The organism is uncultured Clostridium sp., from assembly GCF_947039605.1.
Classification (GTDB): Bacteria; Bacillota; Clostridia; order Clostridiales; family Clostridiaceae; genus Sarcina.
On the sequence record NZ_CAMQZG010000057.1, the window covers coordinates 1 to 16,906 of the forward strand.

The window sequence follows — 16,906 nt, forward strand, 5'->3', positions numbered from 1 at the left end:
TCTTGGCTAGGAAGCTCCCACTTCAAGCTTTAGCTAAGTGGTGAGTAGTTCACTATTAATCCATTGTATTCATTTTATGTCCGCACTCATCACACTTATAATACTTTTTCCCATATTGGTTTTGATCATATGCATAATCAAAACTTCTCATTTCAGCCTCGCATATTGGACATATTATTTTATCTTTCTGTTCTTTAGTATTTTTCACACATCTCACCTTCTGTCTATAAATAATAAAAGAGTACACCTTAAATAAGGTGTACTCTTTTATTATACATTATTCTAACTAATATTATTACGATATTGGGTCAAATGGTCCAAACTCATAATGTCCATCTGAATAACCCTCTCCTTCTACCTGAAGAATTAAATTATCTATTTTAAATGCAGACTTAAAAGTTTTTAATAGTCCCTGTGTTCTAAACATCCCCGTAGTAGAACTTGAACCTGTATTACCATACATAGCTCTTGATAAGTTAAGAATTCCTGTATTATATTCTGTAATTTCAAATCCTAAAACTTTAGTCCCACGTGATACACCTATACTTTTATCTAAATTATCAATAACAAATTGAGCTGTTAATTCTCTTCCCTCCGGAACATTTATAGTGTAATTCTCAAAATAACTCGCTGTGCTATCTGCTTTATACCCTGTGTAACTTATAATTGGAGCTGGCTTCTCTATCTCTGGCTCTGGCTTCTCTGGTTCAGGTTTTGGTTTTTCTATCTCTGGAGCTGGTTTTTCTTCTTCTGGCTTCTCTATTTCTGGTTTTTCTTCCTCTGGCTTTTCTTCTTCTATTTCAGGCTTTTCCACTTCAGGTTTTTCTACCTCAGCCTCTGGCTTCTCAACTTCAGGTTTTTCTTCCTTATCTACTTGTGTTTCACTTATTTCTTTATCTGTATCTTCTTTAATCACTTCTTTGTTTGTAACATTCTCATCCGCTTCGATTTCAACTGACTCTTGTATAGTCTCTTCTACCTTTGTATCACTTACAACCTTAGCCTCATTTTCACTTGATTCCCCACATGCTATCATTCCAAATGTTGTTGTCCCAACTAAAGCTGTCGCTAATAATATCTTTATATTTTTATTCATTATTTTTCCCCCTTAAATTTCATAGCACTTTTATCCTAACAAAATTTTAAGTCTAATCTTTATATTAACTATTAAAATTATGTTATTTTCTGTAAACAAAAAACATCTATGTTTATTCTCTAAACATAGATGTCTTTTTTTATAAAATTTGTGGTTTAAAAGTTTTAAGTCTTAATGCATTTAAAAGAACTGTAATTGAACTAAAGCTCATAGCAAATGCAGCAATCATAGGATTTAATAATGGACCTCCAAATAATTTTAGAACTCCCATAGCAATTGGAATACCTATCGCATTAAATATTAATCCCCAGAATAAATTTTCTTTTATATTAATCATAGTTTTTCTACTTAATTGGATTGCCCCTATAACATCCATAATATCACTTCTCATAAGAACAATATCTGCAGATTCCATAGCTATATCAGTACCTGAACCAATAGCCATACCAATATCTGCAATAGCGAGTGCTGGTGCATCATTAACACCATCTCCAACCATAGCTACTTTTTTACCCTCAGCTTGAATCATTTTAATTTTCTCAGCTTTTTCATGAGGAAGAACATCTGCAACTACTCTTGAAATTCCAAGTTTTTTAGCAATTGCCTGTGCAGTTTTTTGATTATCCCCTGTTACCATAACAACTTCAATCCCCATACTAACAAGTGTTTTAACTGCTTTTTCACTAGATGGCTTAACTGTGTCAGCAACTGCTATTATAGCCTCAAGAACTCCATCAATAATCATATACATTGGAGTTTTACCCTCTTCTGCAAGTCTATTTGACTCGCTTTGCATTTTACCTTCTATTAAAATATTTTGATCATCTACAAGTTTTTTGTTTCCAATAAATATATCCTTAGAATCTATACTAACTTCTATTCCTTTACCAGGTATAGAATTAAACTTATCAATTTTTTTAAGTTCTAATCCTTTTTCTTCTGCAAATTTAACAATAGCTTGACCTAAAGGATGTTCTGAACCCTTTTCTCCAGCGGCTGCTATAGAAAGAATTTCATCTTCTGAATAAGTTTTAGTAATAATATCTGTCACAGTAGGTTTCCCTTCTGTTAAAGTTCCTGTTTTATCAAGCACTATTGTTTGGATGCTTCCTGTTGTTTCAAGAGCACCTCCACCTTTAATTAAAATACCATGTTCTGCACCTTTACCAGTACCAACCATAATAGCTGTAGGTGTTGCAAGACCAAGCGCACAAGGACATGCAATAACTAAAACAGATATAAATATAGTAATTACAAACTCAAAATTCTGTCCATCAAAATGCCAGAATATACTTGCTAATATTGCTAGAACTATAACTACTGGTACAAAAAAACCAGCTATAATATCTGCTGTTCTAGCTATTGGAGCTTTAGACCCCTGTGCATCTTTAACAAGTTTAACTATTTGTGATATAACCGTATCTTTCCCAACCTTTGTAGCCTTATAAACTATTCTACCATTCTGATTTATACTAGCTCCAAAAACAGAATCACCTATAGTTTTCTCAGATGGGATACTCTCCCCTGTTAACATGCTTTCCTCAATAGAAGTTATACCCTCAACAATTTCACCATCAACTGGTAACTTTTCTCCTGGTTTAACAACTATTAAATCTCCAACATTAACATCATCTATAGAAATAATTTCTTCTTTATCTCCAACTATTACTGTCGCAGTCTTTGGTGCAAGCCCCATAAGTTTTTTGATAGCATCTGAAGTTTTACCTTTAGCAATACTCTCTAAAAATTTTCCAAGACTTACAAAAGCTATAATAACAATAGCTGAAACAAAATATAATCTGTATACAAACTGATTATCTCCCATAAATACCTTTATCATAGCAAAAATACTATAAAGATATGCTGCCCCAGAACCCATAAATACTAAAGAATCCATATTAGGAAGACCAGCAAGTAAACTTTTAACTCCTGTCTTATAATAGCTTCTACCAAAGAATATCCCTATACTAGTTAAAACAAATAGTATTATTGAAAAAGTTATAGGTGATTTTTCTGGTGACATAAAACTTGGAAGAGGCATACCAACCATATTCCCCATAGAAATAATAAATACTGGTAATGCAAACGCACCTGTTAATATTAATCTATTTCTAGTAAAAGTAACCTCACTTACAGCAGAACTTCCTTCCTCAATAACATCCTCATTACTAACTAATGTATAATCAAGTTTTGCAAGTTTACTCTTAATATTACTTACCTCAACTTTTTGAGGGTCATATGAAAAATCTAAAGTAGCTGCTGCTAAATTAACAACAGGATTAACAACTCCATCCATCTTTCCTAGAACTCGCTCAATTGCAGATGCACATGATGCACAGCTCATCCCCTCTACTTTATAACTAGCCTTCTTCAAATCTTGCTTTAAATTATAACCAATCTTCTCAGTTTTTTTTGCAATATCATCATATGAAACTTTATCTTTATCATATGAAACACTAACACTATTATCAGCAAGATTAACAGCTACATCCTCAACACCATCTATTTTCTTAACAACTTTCTCAATGGATGCGGCGCAAGATGCACATGTCATTCCTTCAACCTTATATGACTCCTTAATTGTTGTATTATTTACAACTCCATAACCTATTTTTTCTATTTTTTGTCTTATCTTTTCTAGATTTATAATATTCTCATCATAAGAGATGTTAAGTTCCTCTGTAATCATATTTATATCAGAACTTTCAACACCCTCCATCTTTCTTGTCACTTTTTCTATAGAACTAGCACATGATGCACAGGTCATGCCAGTTATCTTTAGTACTTTTTTTGCATATTAAACACTTCCTTTTTTTTAATTATTATTTAGTTCCTAAAATTTTTGCTAATACTTTATTTAACTCTTCAATTTTGTCATTAGCATCATCTTCATTCTCCATTGCATCTTTAAAACAAGTATAAAGATGTTGAGAAAGTATATGTTTATTAGCTTTTTTTAATAAAGCCTGAGATGCTATTATCTGATTAGATATATCAATACAATATCTTTCATCTTCCATCATCTTGATTATTCCATCAACTTGTCCTCTAGCTGTTTTTAATAATTGCATTGCTTTTTTTTTATCTTCATTCATCATATACTCTCCTTTTCCCCACCCTAGTAGGGGGGTATATTTTCATCTTATATTTCTCACAGTTTTATGTCAAATATCAGTAATTAACTAAAATATCTATATTTTCACCATCTTACTTTAAATATTCAAGTCAATTGCTATATTCACTCTCACTATTAATAACTAATTTCTTCTTTAAGTAACTAAATAACTAAATTTAAAAAAGCTCAAAAAAAATAACCCCTAGTAAGTTATTACTCATTAGGGGTTAAAACATATATTAACTTAAAGGAATAGGGGACTTATAATTAAATAATTGCCCAAATCGCTAAATTTTAAACATATAAATCAAAACTTTTTTATTTTTCTAAAAACTTATCCTCTAATTGCCTTTATAGGATCTATCTTTGAAGCCTTATAAGCAGGTATAACCCCAAATATAATTCCTGTAAGAATAGAAATTATAGCTGCAAATAAACATGATACAGGACTTATCACAACATCAAATGGTAACTTTCCACCAAGATAAATTGCAACTATTATCCCAACTACTATTCCAATAACGCCACCCATACTTGTTATAACACTTGCCTCTGTTACAAACTGCATTATTATATTTCTAGGCTTTGCACCTATCGCCCTTCTTATTCCAATTTCTCTTTTTCTCTCTATAACAGACATATACATAATATTCATTATACCTATCCCTCCAATTATAAGAGATACCAAAGTGATTATTCCTGTAAAGCCTGTTATACTCTGTTTTAACATCATAAGTTCTTGTGTTTGATCTTCTTCCCATGATAGTCCATAATTTCCGTCTGCTTCTTCCCTAGCACTCTGAAGTGCTGTTACAACATTATTTAGAACTTCATCCCTATTAAATCCTGGTGCTATTTTAACCTCTATTGCAACAATAGAGAAATCTTCACCCCAAAGCTCTTTAGTCATATTATTATAAACAGTACTCGGTATATAACCTGTTGGATCACTCCAACCTCCCATTCCCAGCATTCCACCTTGTTCAACATTTTCAATAACTCCAACTATTTCATATGTGCTATTTTCTAAATCTAACGATTTTCCAAGTGCTAATGATGGATCTTCATATAAATAACTAGCCACATCTTGAGGTATTAAAACAACATTTCTTTCCTCATCATCTAAAGTAAAATCTCTACCATATAAAACTGTTGGTCTTTCCTTCTCATTGTAACTGTGTAAATTTAAATAAACTTCACCCTTTTCATCAACATTATATGACATTCCACCTCTTCCATTCAAATCATCTGATGGTTTTCCAACACTTTCAACTCCACTAACTAGACCTGCTACTTCAAGTTCACTTCTTCCAAAAGGTTGCAATACAAGACCTACATTAGATATATTATAATCATTTGCCCAAAATTCTACTTTTCCTTTTCTATTATCCTTACTTGTTAGAATTTCATCCATTTGCTTCTCTAATCCATTTCCTATACTAGAAACAACAATAACTGATGTCACACCAAGAACTATCCAAACCATAGCAGTAAAAACTCTAAGCTTATATGACTTTATACTAGCAAGGGCATTTTTTAAAGCAACCATTACACATCCCCCTCTATAATAACTCCATCTTTAAGTTTTATAAGTTTACTTGCATACTTTGCAAAATCAGAATCATGAGTAACCATAATTATAGTTTTACCCTTACTATTAAGTTCTGAGAGTAAATTCATTATATCTATTCCTGTATCAGTATCTAAAGCCCCTGTGGGTTCATCTGCAAAGATAATATCTGGATTATTTACAAGTGCCCTTGCAATTGCAACTCTTTGTTGTTGACCTCCTGAGAGTTCTGTTGGGGTTCTATCTATCTTATCTAAAAGTCCAACCATTTCAAGATTTTCTTTTATAACTCTTTCCTTTTCCTTCTTACTATATTTTTTATTATAAATCATAGGAATCTCAACATTTTTATAAATACTTAAATTCTCTATAAGATTAAACTGCTGAAAAACAAAACCTATATTTAAATTTCTAAACTCAGCTCTTTTATTTTCCTTATAAGATGTAACATCATCCCCATAAAATAAAAACTGTCCCTTATCAAACTTATCTAAAAAACCAAGTATATTTAAAAGAGTAGTTTTACCACTACCTGATTTACCCATGATAATAACAAACTCACCTTGCTTGATATCTATATTAATATCTTTTAAAACATGAAGCTGCTCTTTGCCTATCTTATAAAATTTTTCAACATTCTTTAGTTCAATTATATTTTTACCCATTTTATCTCCTAACACAGCTAAACTAAATTTAGTTTTCTACTGCTGCCCCATATATATTTTGACCATCAACTATATTAGGATTTAGAGCATCTCTTACTAAAAGATCATTTTCTTTAAGCCCTTCTGTAACTATATACATTTGTTCAGTTTTTTCTTTAATTTTCACCTCAGTTTTTTTAGCAATATCATTTTCTACTTTAACCACAAAGTGCTTTCCACCATCTTCTATAACAGCACTTAAAGGAAGTTTATTCTCATTATTTCCAAAGTGTGCAACTGCTTGAACTCCAAAACCATTTATAAAATCTTTTTGGTCTTCTACATCAACCTTTACAGCATAATTAGAAAAACTTGAACCTCCATTATAATCTCCCTGAGTATCAGCCCCATCTGTAGGTCTTTTGCTAATACTTGTTATTGTACCCTTCGCAGTTTTCTTTGATGGTGTAATTACTACATCAACTACTTGTCCAACTTTTAACTTTAATAAATCCATCTCATTTACTTGTGTCTTTATATCATATTTTCCTGTTTCAAGAACTAATAAAGGACCCATAGCCCCTTCCTCAGTTGATATTGCTGCTTTTTCTGGAAGATAAATATTACCTGCAAATGGTGCATATACAGTTTTGTAAGTCTTCTTTTCTAGCCCTGCTATTTGAGTATTTAAATCTAAAATCTCTGCATTTATCATGCTTTTAGTTTCTTCATCTCCCGCACTTGCAACTTCTTTTCTTTTATTTGCTAACTGTGTTTTAAGTGTACTAACCTCATTTATATTTTCTTGATTTTTCATGCTAAATAAAATATCACCTTTTCCCACAACTTGTCCATCTTTTACATTTATCTTATCAACAGCACCAAAAGCTCCATCTACCATAAAACTTTCTGATTGCTTTGGTGTTATTTTTCCCGAAAGATAAACTTTCTCTTTACCTGGTATAGTGTATAAATCAATCATTTGACCTTCTTCTTGCTTACTATAATTTGCTTTATTTATTGCTTTAACTGTAAAGACTCCCCCGATTCCTACAACTGCAACTACCGCTATTATTATTAACTTCACCTTTTTACTCACTAATTTATCCCCCTACTTTCTTTACATTTAATTCCATTATACCTTTAATTTCTTACAATTTTATAACTATAAATACTACAATTTTGTAATAATCGAACTTAACATATTAATTTTTTGTAAAAAAATAGAAAAGTCTTTTAAACTTTTCTATTTTTAATCTATTAAATTATAACTGTGACTCTCTAAATGCATTTTCAACATAATCTATTTGCTTACTTAAAAACATCTTAGCAAATCCCATTAGAAGGAATAATGCAAGGAATACAAGAAGTGCAATTACATCTCCACCAACTTGTGACCAATCTGGTCCTCCAATAGCCTGTCTAAAAGCATCTACAGCATAAGTAAATGGCCATAAGAACTCTGTCTTTTGGAAGAATATTGGGTTAACTTCTATTGGATAAATTGCCCCAGAACCTGCAACCTGTACAACCATTATAACCAAAGCTCCCGCCTTACCAAAGTTACCATTTAATGATACTAGGGTAAAGATTATAACGGTGAATACAATTCCAGAGAACCATGCAAATCCCATCAGAAGCCAGAAGTTTGCAGGGTGTATTCCAAGAATAAATATATCTCCAAGAGTTACTATCGTTGCTTGTACAAAGTTTATCGCAATAAATAATAACATCTTACCAAAATGTATCTCCATTATTCTTTTCTTAGTTCCATTCTCTTCCTCCTTAGCATTAACACCAATTATAGTTGTACATAAAAGTGCTCCAACCCAAATTGCAAGAACTGTATAAAATGGTGCAAGTCCGATTCCAAAGATAGACATACCATATAATTCTTTAACCTGTACACCAACTGGTGATGACAGTAATTTTGATAATTGTTCTGGATTCTTATTTAAAAGATTAACTAAATTATCTAAAGATGTATTAGTTAAACTACTTGTTTTGCTCTCTAAACTATTTAAATTTGTTTTAAGTCCATCAAGCTTACTTTTAAGTTCATTTGTCTTATTTACAGTTAAACTACTTGATGTAATTCCCATATTAGCAATAGCATTAAGTTCTGGAATCATTTGCTTACTTGCAAGTAACACAGAATTTATACTATCAAGACTGTTATTAAGATTACTACTTAATGTAGTTAAACTTCCACTAACATTACTTGCATATGAATTTGTAAAACTACCAAATAAACTATTAATATCAGTGCTTAATTCTGATATACTATCTAATTTTGAATTTATCATAGTTGCTGTAACTTTGCTTGTACTACTTAAAGTTTGATTTAAATTATTTAATTCTGCACTTTGATTCTGAACGCTAGACTGTAAATTATTTAAATCACTTACTATAGAATTTAAAACTCCATTATTTTTACCATTTAACTTATTTAGTGCACCTAAAAGTTGCTGTGCTGAATCAATTAAACCTGACAAGCTTTTATTTGCTACTATTGCACTATTTAAAGCTTTTTTATCTTTGTTTATTTGATCTTTACTAAGATATGGAATCTTAGGTATACTCACTACTGGTGCTTTTTCTATATTATTTTCAGCAGTTTTCACATCATTAGCAACCGGTGTTTTTTCCACATTATTAACTTCAACTTTCTTAGTTGGAATGTTCTGTGTATTATTCACTACCGGTGTCGTATTGGTTGCTATTTTATCAGTTGATATTTTATTTACCGGTATTTTTTCACCAGTATTAGTTGCTACTTTAGTAGATGGAACCTTATGTGTATCACTAATTGGTGGCACTGTACTTACTGGTGTTTTATCTTTTGATGTTTTATTTATACCATTTTGAGCATTTGCTACATCTTTATTTATTGTAGTGCTTGCCTCATTAGCTTTATCTACTTCCTTTGAATTAGTATTAACTATTTTTTTAGTTGTATCTAAATTTTTTGAAACTGTAGTATTTATCTGCTTTGCATTATCAATACTTTTTTGAGCAGTTTCATTAGCATTTGTAGCTACTTTATTAACATTATCTTTAGTTTGATTAATCGTATTCGTAGCCTTAGCAGTTGATGATGCAACAGTATTATTTGCAATAATATTTGCACTATTTGCTGAATTTATAGCTGCTTGATTAACCTGTTCTTGAGTACTAACAGTATTTTTTAAATTACTAATATAATTTTGCAATGAATTATTAGTAGTATTCATACTATTATTTGTAGTATTTAGTGAGTTCTCTACATTCTTAATATTTGATTGAGTTGCTTCAACTAAATACTTACTAGAAGATACCACACCCTCAAGATTTGTTATCTGATTTGTTATCTTAGGTAAATTATTTTTAAGAGTTCCTATATAACTGCCTAGCTCACCTACATTTATACTTGAACTATTTACGCTTTTTAGTATATTACCTATATTATTATTAGTATTTGAGATAACATCTTTAACCTCTAAAATCATAGGTTTATTATTATTTATTTTCTTACCCAAAGCATTTGCTTGTTTTAAAGTAACATTACTCACTGTATATAAGAATGTTTGTTTTATTTCTTGCTGTAACTGTGCTGTTGCAAGGTCTGTGATTTTAGTAGCAATAGCGTTTGTTTTTTCATTAACCTTATAAATAAGATTAGGCTTTATTGGATTCCCTGTAATTCCACTCTCTAAATCAGTAGAAAAATCACTTGGAATTTCAACAACTGCATAATATGAACCATCTTTTAAACCTTGATCTGCAACTTTTTGACCAACAAAAGTCCATTTAACAGCATCATTGCTTTCAAGTTGCTTCACCGTGTTATTTCCAAAGTTAACAATCTTATTATTAACTATTGTCCCAGCATCGTTATTAACCACCGCAACAGGTACATTTCCAGTATCCACATACGGATTCCAGTTTGCTTTTAATGTAATCCATGCATAAAATGATGGTATTATACAAAGTCCTATTATAATACCAATAGCAGCAGGATTTTTAATTATATTTTTAAGATCTTTCCTAAATATCTGAAATACCTTTTTCATTTTATCCTCCTACCTATTCATCTGCTATACCAGATTCTTTAAATTTTTCTTCAAATCTAGTAAATGTTGTATTTGCTTTTGGTTTTACAAAATATCCAATTATAATAAATATAATTGAAAAAGCAATTAAATATCCTATATCCTTAATTGTATTAGGCCAATATGCCCCTGCAATAGCCTCTCTCATAACATCTACCCCATAAGGGAATGGTACAAAAGGTTCTACAACTCTAAAGAACATCGGCATAGCTTGGACAGGATATGTTCCTCCAGTTCCAGATAACTGAACAACCATTAAGATAATAGCTATTGCATCTCCTATATGTCCAAATATACCAAGAATTGTGAATATAATTATTGCAAATGTAATTGAAGTTACAAGAGAACTTAAAATAAATAATGGTAAGTTTACAACTTGAACTCCTAAAAGGAATTTTGCCCCTATAGTTATAACTAAAGATTGCACTATCGCAATAGAAATATAAGTTAACATTTTTCCATAAAATTTTTCTCTTATAGTCATATGCTTAAACTCTTCAATATCTGGTGCTTCTGTTTTTATAAGAGCCCCTGCAATAAGCATTCCTACCCAAAAAGCAAGTACACTATAAACTGGAGTCATACCAGAACCATAGTTTGCAACAGGATATATAACTTCTTGTTTAAAATTAAATGGTGCTGATGCAAATTCACCCATCACAATTGGATTTCCTTGTAGAAGACCTATAATTTGATCCAAATTATTATCATTAACTTTAGCAAGTTTTGCACTTAAACTACTTATCATTCCTTTGTACTGATTTAAATAACTTGCAAGCTCTTTACTTGCTGTACTAGCACTTGTAGAGCTTGAACTAGCTGAATCTAAAACTGCTTGTATTTTACCATTTAAATTTTGAGTATTGCTTATTAAATTAGTTGCCCCGCTTGTAGCTGAAACTATTCCACTTCCAACATTATTCAAAGCAGTGCTTGCCCCATTATTATAAGTATTCAATACTTCATTTATTGAATTTAAAGAATTATTAGTAGAGTTTTGAATTGCTGCAATCGTAGCATTTGAAAGATTATCTCCACTACTTGATGATTTCTTAATATTCCCCTTTTGTATATTCAATAAATTATTTGCATTAGTTAAACTACTAATCAATTCATTTATATTTTGATTATTTGTATCCTTCGCAACTGATTGTAAGAACTTAATATCAGTTTGTATATTTTGTTGAACAAAGTTTGTATCACTTAAAATATTTATAATTAACCCACTATTATTATTTCCCTCAACAAGTTTTGTAGAAATACTTCCTATATTACTTATCATATTTTTAGATGACTCAAGATTTAATGAAATATTATTTAATGAAGTCGCTAAAATATTTTTAGTGTTAGAAACTATTGTCCCTATGTTATTTGTATTAGTTTGAATCTGACCAAGACTAGTATTTATAACTGGTATTGTAGATTTCATTGTACTTAAATATGAATTTAAATTATTAGAATTATTATCAACACTATTAAGTCCCTTAATAACATTACCTATATTCATATTAAGATTTATAACAGCATTTTTTAAATTAATAATTTGCTCTTTATTCTTGTTTGCCTTTTCTCCATATGTATTCATTTTCGTAAATGCCTGTTGTGATAAAGATGTCATAACACTAGATTTTATCTGTGCTAATAAAGTTTGCTGTGCAACCTCTGTTATTTTATTTGCAACTGGTCCAACCTTTGTATTAACTCTATATTCTAGTTCAGGTTTTACTGGATTACTAGTAACTATTGTTCCTAGCTTTGCTGAAAAATCTTTTGGAATAATAAGCTCTGAAAAATACTTTCCACTTGAAAGACCTATGTTCCCTTGCTGTGCATTAACAAATTTCCAGCCTATAGTTTTATTAGTCTTTAAATTTGCAACTATACTATCTCCAATATTTATAGCTTTTCCACCTATAGTAGCACCTATATCCTCATTAACAATCGCAATTGGGAGCGTTGATGTATTCTGATAAGCATCCCAACATCCTATTACGTTTAAGAATGAATATAATGATGGAAGTATACAAAGTCCCGATACAATTATAAGCGTAATTGGATTCTTTATCATTGCCTTTAAATCTCGTTTAAAAACCTTGAAAGAATTTTTCATATTTTAAAATCACCTCCATTTAATTAATTGCTAATTTTAATTTAGCAATACTATTCTATTCCTATTATAAAATTCAATCAAAACACAAAAAATAAATTTTCTCAACAATATAGTATATTCTTTGTTACAAATCTACTCTTATCATCATATTAACCTACTAATTTTCAATAATTACTATAGTATTGCTAATTTTTTTCAATAATCTAATTTATTCTCAAAATATTATTAAAACAATTTTTATTACTGATTTTTTTTGCTATAAAAAAAGAAAAAGTTATGATAGATTGCTTATTTCATCAATCTATCATAACTTCCATTTTAGCCCTTTATCCCCTTATCTGTGACAGTAATTATATCATCATACATTTTATGATATAAAGTATTTTTTTCAACTGAATATAATGCCATAGACCCATCTTTACTTGTACTAGAAAAGTCTGTATTTACTATCTTATATCCACTTGGATATGATTTACTTGAAGCTCTTTTAACTCCAAACCTTCTATGATTTCTACTTTTAACAACTGATGTATGACCTATATAAATATTCATAGGAATATCCTTAACTCCACCACCAAGCATTCCTCTCTCATAAAACTCTCTATCCCAAATTAATTTTTCTTGTCTTTGTTCTTTCATCCATTCAATAAGTTCTCCCCTAGCAAATGTCGGACCGTAAATATTAGGGCTTGCATGTACAAATAGGTTGTCCCCAATAATACGATAATATTTTTGCTCTTTTAAATAATTATAAAGTTCATTTATTATATTCTCACCAGTTTCTAAAGTATGCCCTATCATAGAATCTAGGGTATGCATTCCTCCTGAATTTAACCAATGATCTACTATTTCATTATCATGTTTAAATACTTCAACTCTCTTACCGAAAAAACTTCTTTTTAACTTTTTATGTAATGGCTTTAAAAGTTCTCCTGTTTCATAGGCATCTATAAATAACTGTTCATGATTCCCAAGTATAAATTTAATTTGCTCCTTATGATCTAAAACAAATCGGATAATCTTCACAGCATCACCCTCTCTATCTATAAGGTCCCCATTAATAACTAAGGTATCTTTCTTTGAAAACTTCACCTTATCTAAAAGTGCTTTCAAAGAATCATAATTATTGTGTATATCACTCACAACATACATCATATATATCTCACCTTCTTAAATGTTTACTGGTAATAAACTTATCAATAACATTTCCTATTTTAATTTTTTATAATGTAATTCTGCCATTAAATCTACATAAAGTCAAAAAAGAGCCCCTTAGCCCTCATTATACCTCATACGCATTGTGCGTATTTTAAATCTATAAACTTCATACTTCTTATACCCTCATCTTACAAAATTAATTTTATATTCAGTATCCACGAAATTCATATAACTTATTTATAAAATATAATAAAACATAAGTTCCTAAAAGAATCCCCATTATCCATAAAACTTTATATCTCAACTTTCTTTTCTCAAAACAAATATCTTTTATCTCACAAATAGCATCCCAAATAGCTTCTAATGCATCAAATAAACTAAACATATTTAACTCACCTCTTATATAATTATAAGGTATATTTTTTATAAAAATATGTATTTTATAACTTCTTAATAAATTTGTATAAAAAATACGAATAAAAAATTGACTAAATCCACACATTATTATTGTATAAATAAGTTATACTAAAATTTAGAAAACTAATGAAAAATATTGGAGGTTTGTTTTATGAAAGCTATCGTAGATAAAGAAATTTGTATTGCTTGTGAAATGTGTACAGGAGTTTGTCCATCAATTTTCAGCATGGATGCTGATGGATTAGCAGTTGCTACTACAGAAGATATTTCTGCAGATGTACTTAGTGATGCAGAAGAAGCAATGGACCAATGTCCAGTTGAAGCAATAACTATAAAATAATTATAATTTAATATAAATTGGAAAAGTACTATTCTAATACATTTAGGATAGTACTTTTTTATGCAATCAATTATTTATAAAAAATTTCCATTATTTTTTTTTCAAATCCTCCATTATATAGAATTATTCTTACACATACTACACATACTATAAGCGTAAAACTTTTATTAGATTTTAACTTTGAAGTTCTTAAAAATTTGACTAGAGGGGGGATTTCAATGAAAATTAATAAAATCAAACTTATAACTTTTTCAACACTCTTTTCAGTTTTTTGTTCCTTTGGTAGTGGTTGTTATTACAACGCTAAGCGTTCACCTACTAGAAATGAACCTACTAATAAAACAACTGCTAACGAGCAAATTCAAAAAAAAGAAACTCTACAACCCCAAAATAAGTCTGATAGAAGTGTACATAACTTAATTGATAGTGAAACCGATACATACAAAACTAATAATAACTTAGATAATGAACTAAAAAAAAGTTCATCTAATATAATAAATAAATGTCCAGCTAACTCTCCTGATGAAAGTTCAGTTGTTATTGGACCTATAATACAAGGTGAAAATATGATACCATCAGCAAGAAAATACTCAACTCCAGTAAAAGAAGTTACTCAAATGATTAAAAACCCTTCTATTTCTAAAAAGAAAATAGTATTTCTAACTTTTGATGATGGTCCTGATATATCTAAAACACCCAAGATTTTAAATATATTAAAAGTAAATAATGTACATGCAACATTCTTTATACTAGGTTCTAGACTTCAAAATCAAACAAATAAAAATATCCTAACTCAAACATATAAATCTGGAAATGCTATAGCTAACCACTCATACAGTCATAATATGAAAGCTATCTATCCCCAAAACACACTTTGCATACCAACATTTATGAGTGAAGTAAACCTCACTAATTCTATGTTAAAGGATATACTCGGACCTAAATTTGATTGTGCAGTTCTAAGAATGCCTGGAGGTTATAATTCTAGAGAGTATTATAATGATAGAAACATAGGAGCATTAACAAAAATTCTTGACAAAAAAGGAGTTATATCAATAGATTGGAATGCTGAAAATGGTGATGCTGTAAAAGGAGATAAAAGTGTTAGTAGTCTACTAGCAAATGTTCAAAAATATTCTACCGATAAAAAAGTAGTAGTTCTATTGATGCATGATATAAGTAATAATACAGTACAGGCCTTACCTCAAATTATAAAATACTACAAAAATAATGGGTATGAATTTAGAGTTATATCTAACTAAAAAATAGCTAAATAACACTTTAAAGTGTTATTTAGCTATTTTTTATATTTAATTATTCATAAAACTCTTTCTCAAACTCATTTTTTGGAATAAAATGGTAATTGAGGTGGGGATTTTGAAAAAAAAATTATTAATACTAATAAACATATCTATAGTTGTTATAGGTCTTTTAGGGGCTTCTAAACTTTTAAAAAACTTCAATTCATATAGTACAGCAAACAAAACTTACGATTCTGTAAAAGATATTTACAAAGATAGTGCTTTACCAAATACAGAAAACAATTCTGACAACACTATATCTCAATTTGAAAAGCTCTATGAATTAAATAATGACTTTAAATTTTGGCTTACAATCGAAAATACTAATATTGATTATCCTGTTACCCAAGGAACTGATAATACCTTTTATTTAAATAATGACTTTTATAAAAAACCACTTGAATATGGCAGCATCTTTTTAGATTTTGTTAATTCATTTCCTAATGACTTTAATAATATTATTTATGGTCATAATACTAAAAATGACACTATGTTTACGACTCTAACTGATTTTAAAAAACAAGATTTTTTCAATCAAAATAACAAAATTAAAATATCTGATGAATTTAATGACTACGAATATGAAGTATTTTCTGTTTATACAATTAGAGGTTATGAAGACCCTGCCTTTTTGTATACTTATAACTCAAAACGAAGTACACCTACTGAAAAGCTTTCATATCTAGAAAATCTCAAGCAAAAATCACTCCATAAAAGCAATACTAAATTTCAAGAAAATGATAAAATAATTACACTTATAACCTGTAGCTATGAAGCTAGTAATACTCGAACTATTGTTCATGGAAAGCTACTAAAAACTACACCAATAACAAAAAAGTAGGAATTCCAAAATGGATTTCCTACTTTCTTTTTAAATTATTTCTTTAATTTCTTTCTTAACCCTGCAAGTCCTAATAAAGCACTAGCATATAATGTCATTCCTGATCCAACACCTGTTGCTGGGATTTTATCTGGTGTTACTTCCATATCATCTTCTCCTGATCCATCACCTATTGAAGGGAATTCTAAATCTGGATTTATTTGAAAATCATCTTCTCCTGATC

The 16,906-nt window shown here is 29.7% G+C and carries 14 protein-coding genes and 1 pseudogene; 3 read left to right on the plus strand and 12 right to left on the minus strand.

Annotated elements, in window-relative coordinates; translation table 11 throughout:
- Positions 1-55: 55 nt before the first annotated feature.
- From Q0V24_RS14960 to Q0V24_RS15010, 11 genes and pseudogenes are all read right to left on the minus strand, one after another.
- Positions 56-208 (minus strand): hypothetical protein, encoded by a 153-nt coding sequence (locus Q0V24_RS14960; RefSeq protein ID WP_297522626.1) that lies wholly within the window; start codon positions 206-208, stop codon positions 56-58.
- 87 nt (positions 209-295) lie between these two features.
- Complete coding sequence (locus Q0V24_RS14965) at positions 296-1,096, minus strand: hypothetical protein (RefSeq protein WP_297522628.1); 801 nt, start codon at positions 1,094-1,096, stop codon at positions 296-298.
- A 139-nt stretch (positions 1,097-1,235) separates the two neighbouring features.
- Positions 1,236-3,884, minus strand: a pseudogene (locus tag Q0V24_RS14970) (heavy metal translocating P-type ATPase); the annotation flags it as partial.
- Positions 3,885-3,918: 34 nt separating this feature from the next.
- The gene (locus Q0V24_RS14975) at positions 3,919-4,191 is read right to left on the minus strand and encodes a metal-sensing transcriptional repressor (RefSeq protein ID WP_297522649.1); all 273 of its coding nucleotides are present in this window, start codon (positions 4,189-4,191) and stop codon (positions 3,919-3,921) included.
- A 354-nt stretch (positions 4,192-4,545) separates the two neighbouring features.
- On the minus strand, positions 4,546-5,760 hold the full coding sequence (locus Q0V24_RS14980) for an ABC transporter permease (RefSeq protein ID WP_297522629.1): 1,215 nt from the start codon (positions 5,758-5,760) through the stop codon (positions 4,546-4,548).
- Complete coding sequence (locus Q0V24_RS14985) at positions 5,760-6,446, minus strand: ABC transporter ATP-binding protein (protein ID WP_297522631.1); 687 nt, start codon at positions 6,444-6,446, stop codon at positions 5,760-5,762. Before Q0V24_RS14985 ends, Q0V24_RS14980 begins: the two co-directional genes overlap by 1 nt.
- A 28-nt stretch (positions 6,447-6,474) precedes the next feature.
- Positions 6,475-7,524, minus strand: coding sequence for a biotin/lipoyl-binding protein (locus Q0V24_RS14990; protein WP_297522632.1), 1,050 nt, complete (start codon positions 7,522-7,524; stop codon positions 6,475-6,477).
- A gap of 166 nt (positions 7,525-7,690) precedes the next feature.
- Positions 7,691-10,477 carry a YhgE/Pip domain-containing protein gene (locus tag Q0V24_RS14995; RefSeq protein WP_297522633.1) on the minus strand — a complete coding sequence of 929 codons (2,787 nt, stop codon included), beginning with the start codon at positions 10,475-10,477 and terminating at the stop codon, positions 7,691-7,693.
- A gap of 13 nt (positions 10,478-10,490) precedes the next feature.
- Positions 10,491-12,626: a YhgE/Pip domain-containing protein gene (locus Q0V24_RS15000; protein ID WP_297522635.1), complete on the minus strand. Its 2,136-nt coding sequence runs from the start codon at positions 12,624-12,626 to the stop codon at positions 10,491-10,493.
- 318 nt (positions 12,627-12,944) lie between these two features.
- Positions 12,945-13,781 (minus strand): metallophosphoesterase, encoded by an 837-nt coding sequence (locus Q0V24_RS15005; protein ID WP_297522637.1) that lies wholly within the window; start codon positions 13,779-13,781, stop codon positions 12,945-12,947.
- A gap of 211 nt (positions 13,782-13,992) precedes the next feature.
- On the minus strand, positions 13,993-14,169 hold the full coding sequence (locus Q0V24_RS15010; RefSeq protein WP_297522639.1) for a hypothetical protein: 177 nt from the start codon (positions 14,167-14,169) through the stop codon (positions 13,993-13,995).
- Between the two features lie 183 nt (positions 14,170-14,352).
- On the opposite strand from Q0V24_RS15010, the gene Q0V24_RS15015 reads away from it, so the two are divergent.
- The 3 genes from Q0V24_RS15015 (at position 14,353) to srtB (ending at position 16,683) form a co-directional block, all read left to right on the plus strand.
- On the plus strand, positions 14,353-14,541 hold the full coding sequence (locus tag Q0V24_RS15015; protein WP_297522641.1) for a ferredoxin: 189 nt from the start codon (positions 14,353-14,355) through the stop codon (positions 14,539-14,541).
- Between the two features lie 218 nt (positions 14,542-14,759).
- Positions 14,760-15,803 (plus strand): polysaccharide deacetylase family protein, encoded by a 1,044-nt coding sequence (locus Q0V24_RS15020; protein ID WP_297522643.1) that lies wholly within the window; start codon positions 14,760-14,762, stop codon positions 15,801-15,803.
- Positions 15,804-15,918: 115 nt separating this feature from the next.
- Entirely contained in the window at positions 15,919-16,683 is a 765-nt protein-coding gene (gene srtB / locus Q0V24_RS15025; protein ID WP_297522645.1) for a class B sortase, read from the plus strand.
- A gap of 35 nt (positions 16,684-16,718) precedes the next feature.
- On the opposite strand, the gene Q0V24_RS15030 is transcribed toward srtB, so the two are convergent.
- Positions 16,719-16,906, minus strand: a 188-nt coding sequence (locus tag Q0V24_RS15030) for a hypothetical protein (RefSeq protein ID WP_297522647.1), incomplete at its 5' end; no start/stop codon positions are given.

What these genes read in the sequence shown, in the direction of transcription:
- Q0V24_RS14965 (WP_297522628.1), bottom strand. Translation starts at nt 1,096, where the DNA reads ATGAATAAAAATATAAAGATATTATTAGCGACAGCTTTAGTTGGGACA.
- Q0V24_RS14975 (WP_297522649.1), bottom strand. Translation starts at nt 4,191, where the DNA reads ATGAATGAAGATAAAAAAAAAGCAATGCAATTATTAAAAACAGCTAGA.
- Q0V24_RS14980 (WP_297522629.1), bottom strand. Translation starts at nt 5,760, where the DNA reads ATGGTTGCTTTAAAAAATGCCCTTGCTAGTATAAAGTCATATAAGCTT.
- Q0V24_RS14985 (WP_297522631.1), bottom strand. Translation starts at nt 6,446, where the DNA reads ATGGGTAAAAATATAATTGAACTAAAGAATGTTGAAAAATTTTATAAG.
- Q0V24_RS14995 (WP_297522633.1), bottom strand. Translation starts at nt 10,477, where the DNA reads ATGAAAAAGGTATTTCAGATATTTAGGAAAGATCTTAAAAATATAATT.
- Q0V24_RS15000 (WP_297522635.1), bottom strand. Translation starts at nt 12,626, where the DNA reads ATGAAAAATTCTTTCAAGGTTTTTAAACGAGATTTAAAGGCAATGATA.
- Q0V24_RS15005 (WP_297522637.1), bottom strand. Translation starts at nt 13,781, where the DNA reads ATGATGTATGTTGTGAGTGATATACACAATAATTATGATTCTTTGAAA.
- Q0V24_RS15010 (WP_297522639.1), bottom strand. Translation starts at nt 14,169, where the DNA reads ATGTTTAGTTTATTTGATGCATTAGAAGCTATTTGGGATGCTATTTGT.
- Q0V24_RS15015 (WP_297522641.1), top strand. Translation starts at nt 14,353, where the DNA reads ATGAAAGCTATCGTAGATAAAGAAATTTGTATTGCTTGTGAAATGTGT.
- Q0V24_RS15020 (WP_297522643.1), top strand. Translation starts at nt 14,760, where the DNA reads ATGAAAATTAATAAAATCAAACTTATAACTTTTTCAACACTCTTTTCA.